5 protein-coding genes are annotated in these 6,893 nt (G+C 67.8%); 2 read left to right on the top strand and 3 right to left on the bottom strand.

Features of this window, described 5'->3' with window-relative positions:
• Positions 1 to 235: 235 nt before the first annotated feature.
• A complete protein-coding gene (locus tag J7F03_RS14450) occupies positions 236 to 610 on the bottom strand; it encodes an ankyrin repeat domain-containing protein (protein ID WP_214949507.1) in 375 nt (124 codons plus the stop codon).
• Positions 611 to 737: 127 nt separating this feature from the next.
• Between J7F03_RS14450 and J7F03_RS14445 the strand changes: the two genes are divergently transcribed.
• The gene (locus J7F03_RS14445; protein ID WP_214949505.1) at positions 738 to 1,298 is read left to right on the top strand and encodes a hypothetical protein; all 561 of its coding nucleotides are present in this window, start codon (positions 738 to 740) and stop codon (positions 1,296 to 1,298) included.
• Positions 1,295 to 3,952, top strand: a complete 2,658-nt coding sequence (locus J7F03_RS14440; protein WP_214949503.1) for a DEAD/DEAH box helicase — start codon at positions 1,295 to 1,297, stop codon at positions 3,950 to 3,952. The genes J7F03_RS14445 and J7F03_RS14440 overlap by 4 nt, the downstream gene beginning before the upstream one ends.
• A 38-nt stretch (positions 3,953 to 3,990) precedes the next feature.
• Here J7F03_RS14440 and J7F03_RS14435 read toward each other — a convergent pair whose 3' ends face one another.
• Together J7F03_RS14435 and J7F03_RS40995 are read right to left on the bottom strand one after the other, a co-directional pair.
• Complete coding sequence (locus tag J7F03_RS14435; RefSeq protein WP_251071927.1) at positions 3,991 to 4,566, bottom strand: DUF6262 family protein; 576 nt, start codon at positions 4,564 to 4,566, stop codon at positions 3,991 to 3,993.
• The gene (locus J7F03_RS40995) at positions 4,563 to 6,884 is read right to left on the bottom strand and encodes a site-specific integrase (protein WP_251071926.1); all 2,322 of its coding nucleotides are present in this window, start codon (positions 6,882 to 6,884) and stop codon (positions 4,563 to 4,565) included. The genes J7F03_RS14435 and J7F03_RS40995 overlap by 4 nt, the downstream gene beginning before the upstream one ends.
• Between the last annotated feature and the right edge of the window lie 9 nt (positions 6,885 to 6,893).

Below are 6,893 nucleotides of genomic sequence, written 5' to 3'. Positions count from 1 at the left end.
GAGCGGGACCCCAAGCGCTGCGCGCTTGGGAAGGGAACCGCTTCGCTGCGCTCAGCGGGGCCCGGCTTCGCCGGGCCGGTGCCGGCCCTTCGGGCCGGGGTCCTGCGCTTCGCTTCGGACGGTTCGGGTCTCCGCTTCGCTTCGTCCCGAACGGCCCGCTGTGCGGGCCTGGGTGACCTCGTTTCACGGGGTCCGGGCCTTCGGCCCGTTGGGCGTCCGCTTCGCTCCCGCCCTTTCAGCCCTTCCGGCTTCGCCTCCAGGACCACAGCCCGCTTCGCGGGCGGCTGGCAGCAGCTGAAGTGATCCGGTCTATCAGGCGGTAGGCGATGTCGTGACCGTAAAAGTCGGCCAGGTCCACCGCGCTGATCCGCCCTGGGGGTTGCGGTATCGGGTCGGCCCCGTAGGCCAGCAGAATCGCCGTGAGGCGGCTGTCGATGGGGGTCCCTGACTGGAGTGCCGAGTCCCCCTCCAGGTCAATGGCATGCTCCAGCAGGGTCATCCCCCAGCACACCTCGTTGACGTCCGCGCCTTCGTCGAGGAGGCGGGTCAGCTCGGCATAGTCGCTGGACTCGACCGCCTGATGGGCGGGCGTCCAAGGATTCTCGACCACTGGCGTCCTCCTTCGCTTCTCGCTGCTCGTCAGTCATGTGCTCGGACGCCGACCATAGCATGATGCAGCATGTACCATTGGAGAAATAGCACCACACCCTCCAGGTACATCGAGTGAGGCTTCGCGGATGCCTGTCTACGAATACCATCCGGATGAATTGGCGCGGATCTCTGTGGTCAGACAGGCCCACGGACTCGTCCTGGGCGAGGTGAAGGAACAGTGGCAGGCCTCCTGCGACCGCGAGGAACGCGCACTCGCCGGACCCCAGGAGCCGCGCAAGCCGACCGCGCTGGACATCGCCTCGTGCCAGAGGCTCGAATGGGCGCGGATCGTGCATGTCATGACGGAGCAGCAGATGTCCGTGTACAACCCGGACGAGGACCGCCGGGTAGACCGGCGGGAAGAGCAGCGGGTGCAGCGCATGGCCACCGAAACTGCCTGGAGTGAACAGTCGGGTGGTGGACTGCCGGTCGAAGTGCTGCGGCACCGCGTCTACCGGATCACAGCCCGGGCGGCCGGCTCCTCTGACGAAGAAGACCTGGTCCGCCACGTCTTCGCGGCCTCGAGCGGGGCAGCCGTCGAGCACGCACGGCGCATGTTCGGCCGGCCCGGCAGCATCTACCAAGACGGCGACTACCGGATCACTTCCGTCAAACAGGTACTTCCAGAATCAGGTGAATTCTTTTGATTCAGCTCCGAGAACACCAGGCGGACCAGAAGTCAGCGTTCCGGAAATGGGTGGGATTTCCTGCAAGGTCCTCCGTGCCCCCGCATGGAGCGCGAGGCACGATCGTGTCCGCGACCGGGTCCGGCAAAACGATCACGGCGGCCGCGTGTGCGCTGGAATGCTTCCCCGGCGGCCGGATCCTCGTCACCGTCCCCACCCTGGACCTGCTCGCGCAGACCGCCCAGGCATGGCGCCTGGTGGGCCACCGGGCCCCAATGATCGCCGTCTGCTCGCTGGAGAACGACCCGGTGCTCAACGAGCTCGGCGTGCGCACCACGACCAACCCGATCCAGCTCTCCCTTTGGGCCGGCTCAGGCCCGGTCGTCGTGTTCGCCACATACGCCTCCCTCGTCGACCGCGAAGACCTGAACGCGCCCGAAGGACAGCGGCAAGTCCGCGGGCCGCTGGAGGCCGCCCTGGCGGGCGGGGACCGCCTGTACGGACAGCGGATGGACGGGTTCTCGCTCGCCGTCATCGATGAGGCTCACTCAACCGCAGGCGATCTTGGCAGGCCATGGGCGGCGATCCATGACAACGCCCGCATTCCCGCAGACTTCCGGCTCTACCTCACCGCCACCCCACGCATCCTGGCTTCCCCCCAGCCGCAGAGGGGCGCCGACAGCCAGCAGCCGGAGCTCGCGAGCATGGCCGACGACCCGGACGGCACCTACGGCGCGTGGCTCGCCGAGCTCGGGCTGTCCGCGGCGATCGAGCGGGGCATCCTCGCCGGGTTCGAGATCGACGTCCTGGAGATCCGGGACCCGTCGCCCGTCCTCGAAGAGTCCGAGGAGGCACAGCGGGGCCGGCGCCTGGCGCTGCTGCAGGCGGCGCTCCTGGAGCACGCCGCGGCGTACAACCTGCGTACGGTCATGACGTTCCACCAGAAGGTCGAGGAGGCCCGCGCGTTCGCGGAGAAGCTCCCCGAGACCGCCGCCGAGCTGTACGTCACCGACACCTCCGACGCCGACCTGGCGGCCGCGGAGAAGCTGCCGAAGTCCTCAATCGAGGCGGAGTTCTACGAGCTGGAGGCCGACCGCCACGTCCCCCCGAACCGGGTCTGGGCGCAGTGGCTGTGCGGCGACCACCTCGTCACCGAGCGGCGCGAGGTCCTGCGGCAGTTCGCCAACGGCATCGACGCGCACAACCGGCGCGTACACCGCGCGTTCCTCGCCTCCGTACGCGTGCTCGGCGAGGGCGTCGACATCACCGGCGAGCGCGGCGTGGAAGCCATCTGCTTCGCCGACACCCGCGGCTCCCAAATCGAAATCGTCCAGAACATCGGACGCGCCCTCCGCCTCAACAAGGACGGCTCCACCAAGATCGCCCGGATCATCGTGCCGGTGTTCCTGGAGCCGGGCGAAGACCCCACCGACATGGTCGCCTCCGCCAGCTACAAGCCGCTCGCAGCGGTCCTCCAAGGCCTGCGCTCCCACGACGAGCGCCTGGTCGAACAGCTCGCCTCCCGCGCCTTCACCCACGGCCAGCGCAAAACCCACCTACAGCGCGACGAGGACGGGCGGATCGTCGCGGCCGGCGGCGAGGGCGAGGACCAGGAGGACGGCGCCGACGCCGCCGAGTCGGCCCTGCTCCGCTTCTCCTCACCGCGAGACGCGGCCACGATCGCTGCGTTCCTGCGCACCCGGGTCTACCGGCCCGAGTCGCTGGTGTGGCTGGAGGGCTACCAGGCCCTGCTGCGGTGGCGAACGGAGAACGAGATCACCGGCCTCTACGCGGTCCCGTATGACACTGAGACCGAGGTCGGGGTCACGAAGGATTTCCCGCTGGGGCGGTGGGTGCACCAGCAGCGCAAGGCCCTGCGCGCCGAGGAGCTCGAGGACCGGCGAAGGACGCTGCTGGACGCGCCGGAGGCCGGGATGGTGTGGGAGCCGGGCGAAGAGGCGTGGGAGGCCAAGCTCGCCGCACTCCGCTCCTACCGTCGCGCCACCGGGCATCTCGCACCCCGGCAAGACGCGGTGTGGGGCGAGGACGACGACATGATGCCCATCGGACAGCACATGGCCAACCTCCGCCGCAAGGGAGCGAAGAACGGCCTGGGCAAGAACCCGGACCGGGCCGCGAAACGCACGGCGCAGCTGACCGCGATCGACCCGGACTGGGACTGCCCGTGGCCGCTGGACTGGCAGCGCCACTACCGGGTCCTGGCGGATCTGGTCGACGCCGACGGCGTCCTGCCCCACATCGCGCCGGGCGTTGTCTTTGACGGCGACGACGTCGGCAGGTGGCTCCAGCAGCAGAAGCAGCCCGGCGTCTGGGCGCAACTAACTGGCGAGCAGCAGGAGCGGTTGTCGAAGCTCGGCGTACAGCCCGACCAAGCGCCCTCTCCCGCCCCCGCGGCCAGTCACGGGGCGAAGGGCCCGAGAAAGGCACAGCAGGCGTTCCAACGCGGCCTGGCAGCCCTCACGCAGTGGGTCGAGCGCGAAGGCCCCCACCGGCCGGTGCCGCGCGGGCACGGCGAACCGATCACCGTCGACGGCGAGGCCGAGCCGGTGATCGTGAAGCTCGGCGTATGGGTCTCCAACACCAAGACCAGGCGCAACAAGCTCACCGCGGAACAGCTGGCCGGGCTGAAGGGGCTGGGCATCGACTGGATCTGAACGGTCGCCTTACCGTTAGGCAACGATCCGAGGCTGGGTCAGGAGTGTGGGGGCGGGGTGGTGAGGTACGGCGCGAGTTGGGCTTCAAGGTCGGCGATGCGTTTGTCCATGAAGCGATTGTTCTGGCGTGCGCTGGTCAGGCGCTCTTGAAGCTGCTGGTTGTCCTGGGTGAGCTGTCGTACGTGCTGCTTCAGCGTGGTGTTTTCCGTGACGAGGCGCTGAAGAGAGCCTTCGGGTAGATCGTGTTGGAGATCGCGGATCTTGCCGAGCAGTTCTGCGATGCGGGTGCGCTGGATGCGGATTTCACGTTGGGCTTGGGCAAGCGCGACTTCGGCGTTGAGTGCACGTTCCTTCCAGGCCAGCTGGGCGCGGTTGCCGCTTTTGGAGACTCCGGGATGGGGTGTGCTTGCTCGGTTGGCCTGCTCGATCAGAGCTCTGGCCTGCTGGTTTTGGTAGAGGAAGGTGCGAGAGACGCGGGCGGTACGGGCAAGAGCTGCGACGGTGAGAGGCGTATGGTCACGTGCTGCGCCCGCCAGGGTGCTCTGGAGGCGTTCGAGCATCTCCTGAGTGGCTTGGCGGCGGGCTTGGACGGCCGCGTCGGTGTGGGAGCTCATGGATGTCCTGGGGCGTTGTCGGGGGCCTGCAGTGCGGCAAGATCGCGGGCGCGGAAGGCGGTACTCCAGGTGCGGTGGAAGTAGTCCTGGGGGCGCCTCAGGTCCAGGGTGAGGGCTTCGTCGAGGATGCCGAGGGCGGCCAGCGCCTGCTCGAGTCCTTTGATGGCCTTGGCCGTGGGTTCGAAAACGGTGTGGAGGTAGTCGGCGGTTGCGTCGTCTGGAGCGTTCTCTGCGATGGAGCGCCACTGTTCGGCTTTGCGTCGCCAGTAGAGGAGGTCTGCGCCGGAGAGGACGAAGTTGTCGCAGTTCTCGCAGTCGAGTTTCCAGGGGCAGGATCCGCCGTCAACGACGGGTTGGTAGGTGCAGAATCCCCCATCGGCGGGAGTGCTGCGGCGGGAAAGGTCCAGGGCCATGGCGAGGGCTGTCTCGCGGTCGATGGGGGTGGTGTCGCCGGAGAGGAGCTCGCCTGGGTTGGGGGCGCCGGGCCCAGCAACCCAGACGGTGTTCAGGACGTCTTCGAGGTCGCTGTTGGTGATCTTCACGTAGTGCTCGGCCATGCGCTCGGACAGCTGGCCGAGATAGCGGCGGATGTGGGTGAGTGTGGCGCCGGCGCGCAGCAGATTGGTGGCCAGGGTATGGCGGGCCTGGTGGGCGACGTACGCGCCGCCGAGGTCGAGACCGTCGATCCAGGTCTTGAAGCGCTGGTTGAAGTGTCCGTAGGAGATCGGCTGCCGGCCGTTGGGGTTGCGGATGGAGGAAGGGAACAGGGCCAGGCCGGGGCGTTCCGCAGTCGCTGGCGTGCGGCCGTAGCGTTTTTCGAAGAGCTGGAGTGTCTTGGTGCGGCGGGCGTCGAGGCGTTGGTAAATGGGCTCGGGGATGCGGATGCCCTCGTTGTAGTTGCCGACCTTGGTCTGGTCGTGCCACAGCATGGCCAGACCGCGGTAGCGGCCGATGCAGTCCAATCGGAGTCCGACGACCTCGCTGCAGCGGCGCCCGGTGGCGACAATGGTCTCCCAGATGTCCCGCAGGCCCCGGTCATTGAGGTCGAGTTCCTCCAGGCGGCGCAGGTTGGTCTCGTCCATCAGCGCGCGGGCGACGTCGTCGCTGAAAGGGTTACGGGAGCGCTGCTTGAGGCCAGTGCCGCCGAAGGGGATGGCAGTCAGGAAGCCGGTGTCGATGCCGAGGCGTTCGGCGTGGCCAGCGGGGATGGCGCTGTAGAGCAGCTTGCGGGCTTGATTGAAGATGAATTGGCAGGACAGGTCGGTGACGGTGGGCGATCGTCCGTCGACCAAGACCATGCCCAAGGACGGCAGGCCGTGACGGGCTCGGTGACGCTGGTCTGCTACGAACCGCTCAGCGTGTTCACGACGCAGCACGGTGGGGTCGTGGCCTGCCTCGGGGGCGTCAGCCTGGAGGAAGACGCCCAGTTCGACGGCTGCGCGGCGCATCTGGTCGAAGGGGCCTCTGGTGCGAGGGCACTGCGGGGAACGGAGCAACTCGGCGAGATGGTCCCAGAGCAGGTCGCGCAGCCACCGCTGAGGAACGGCGGTGATGTCGAAGTGGCTCTGCGCACTCTTGAATCGCCGTCCGAAGTGATCGGTCTCCAGGAAGCCGGCATCTTTGGTGTCCGAGGGGCTGTAGTAGACGCAGCGCAAGCCGTTGACGACCTCCCAGATCATCTTGCTCACCTCGGAGTTCATCTGCTTGCGTGTCAGGCCTGCATAGCCTTCGTCGTACAGGTCCATCAGGGACGTGATGCTGCCCCGCCAGCAATATCTGACGAGATTCCTGATGTCGTTGGTGGTCCATTCTGAGCGCTGCGCGGACTGGGCATGGGCGTGCAGGCCCCACTGGATCTCGGCCCGCAGCAGCGGAGGCAGGCAGTGGAGGTTGACCAGTCCCGGCTGCGTGACCGGCTCTGTAGTCGCGCACCAGGCGCGGAACGCCTCCTCGTCGCCGTAGGTCACCGGGAGCGGCCGGCCGTCCTTGAGGGGTCCGCGCGAGTTTTGCGCCCGAGCCGCTCCAGGGCGGTTGTCTATGTTGTAACGGTTCAGGTGCTGGAGGCACAGCCCCAGTGAGGTGCAGGCCAGGAACGGGCACCGTGCCGTGCACAGGCCATAGCCGGGAAGCGGGTGCTGCGTACGGGCCCAGTGCTGCAACCGGTCTGGGTTCATGGCTGCTGCCTCGCCGTACTGCCACCTGGTCTGGTGCTGCAGGCAAAGCCGGGTGGTGGGACTGATCGCCGGACGGTCGGGACAGATCAGGCACCGGCCGTAATCCACTCCCCGCGCAGCAGGCAGAGCGGTAGCCGCGTCCATGAAGGCGCG

Source organism: Streptomyces sp. ISL-43, from assembly GCF_018614195.1.
Taxonomy (GTDB): Bacteria; Actinomycetota; Actinomycetes; order Streptomycetales; family Streptomycetaceae; genus Streptomyces.
The sequence above is the reverse complement of the archived record's forward strand: the minus strand, read 5'-3'. Positions and strand labels throughout refer to the sequence as shown.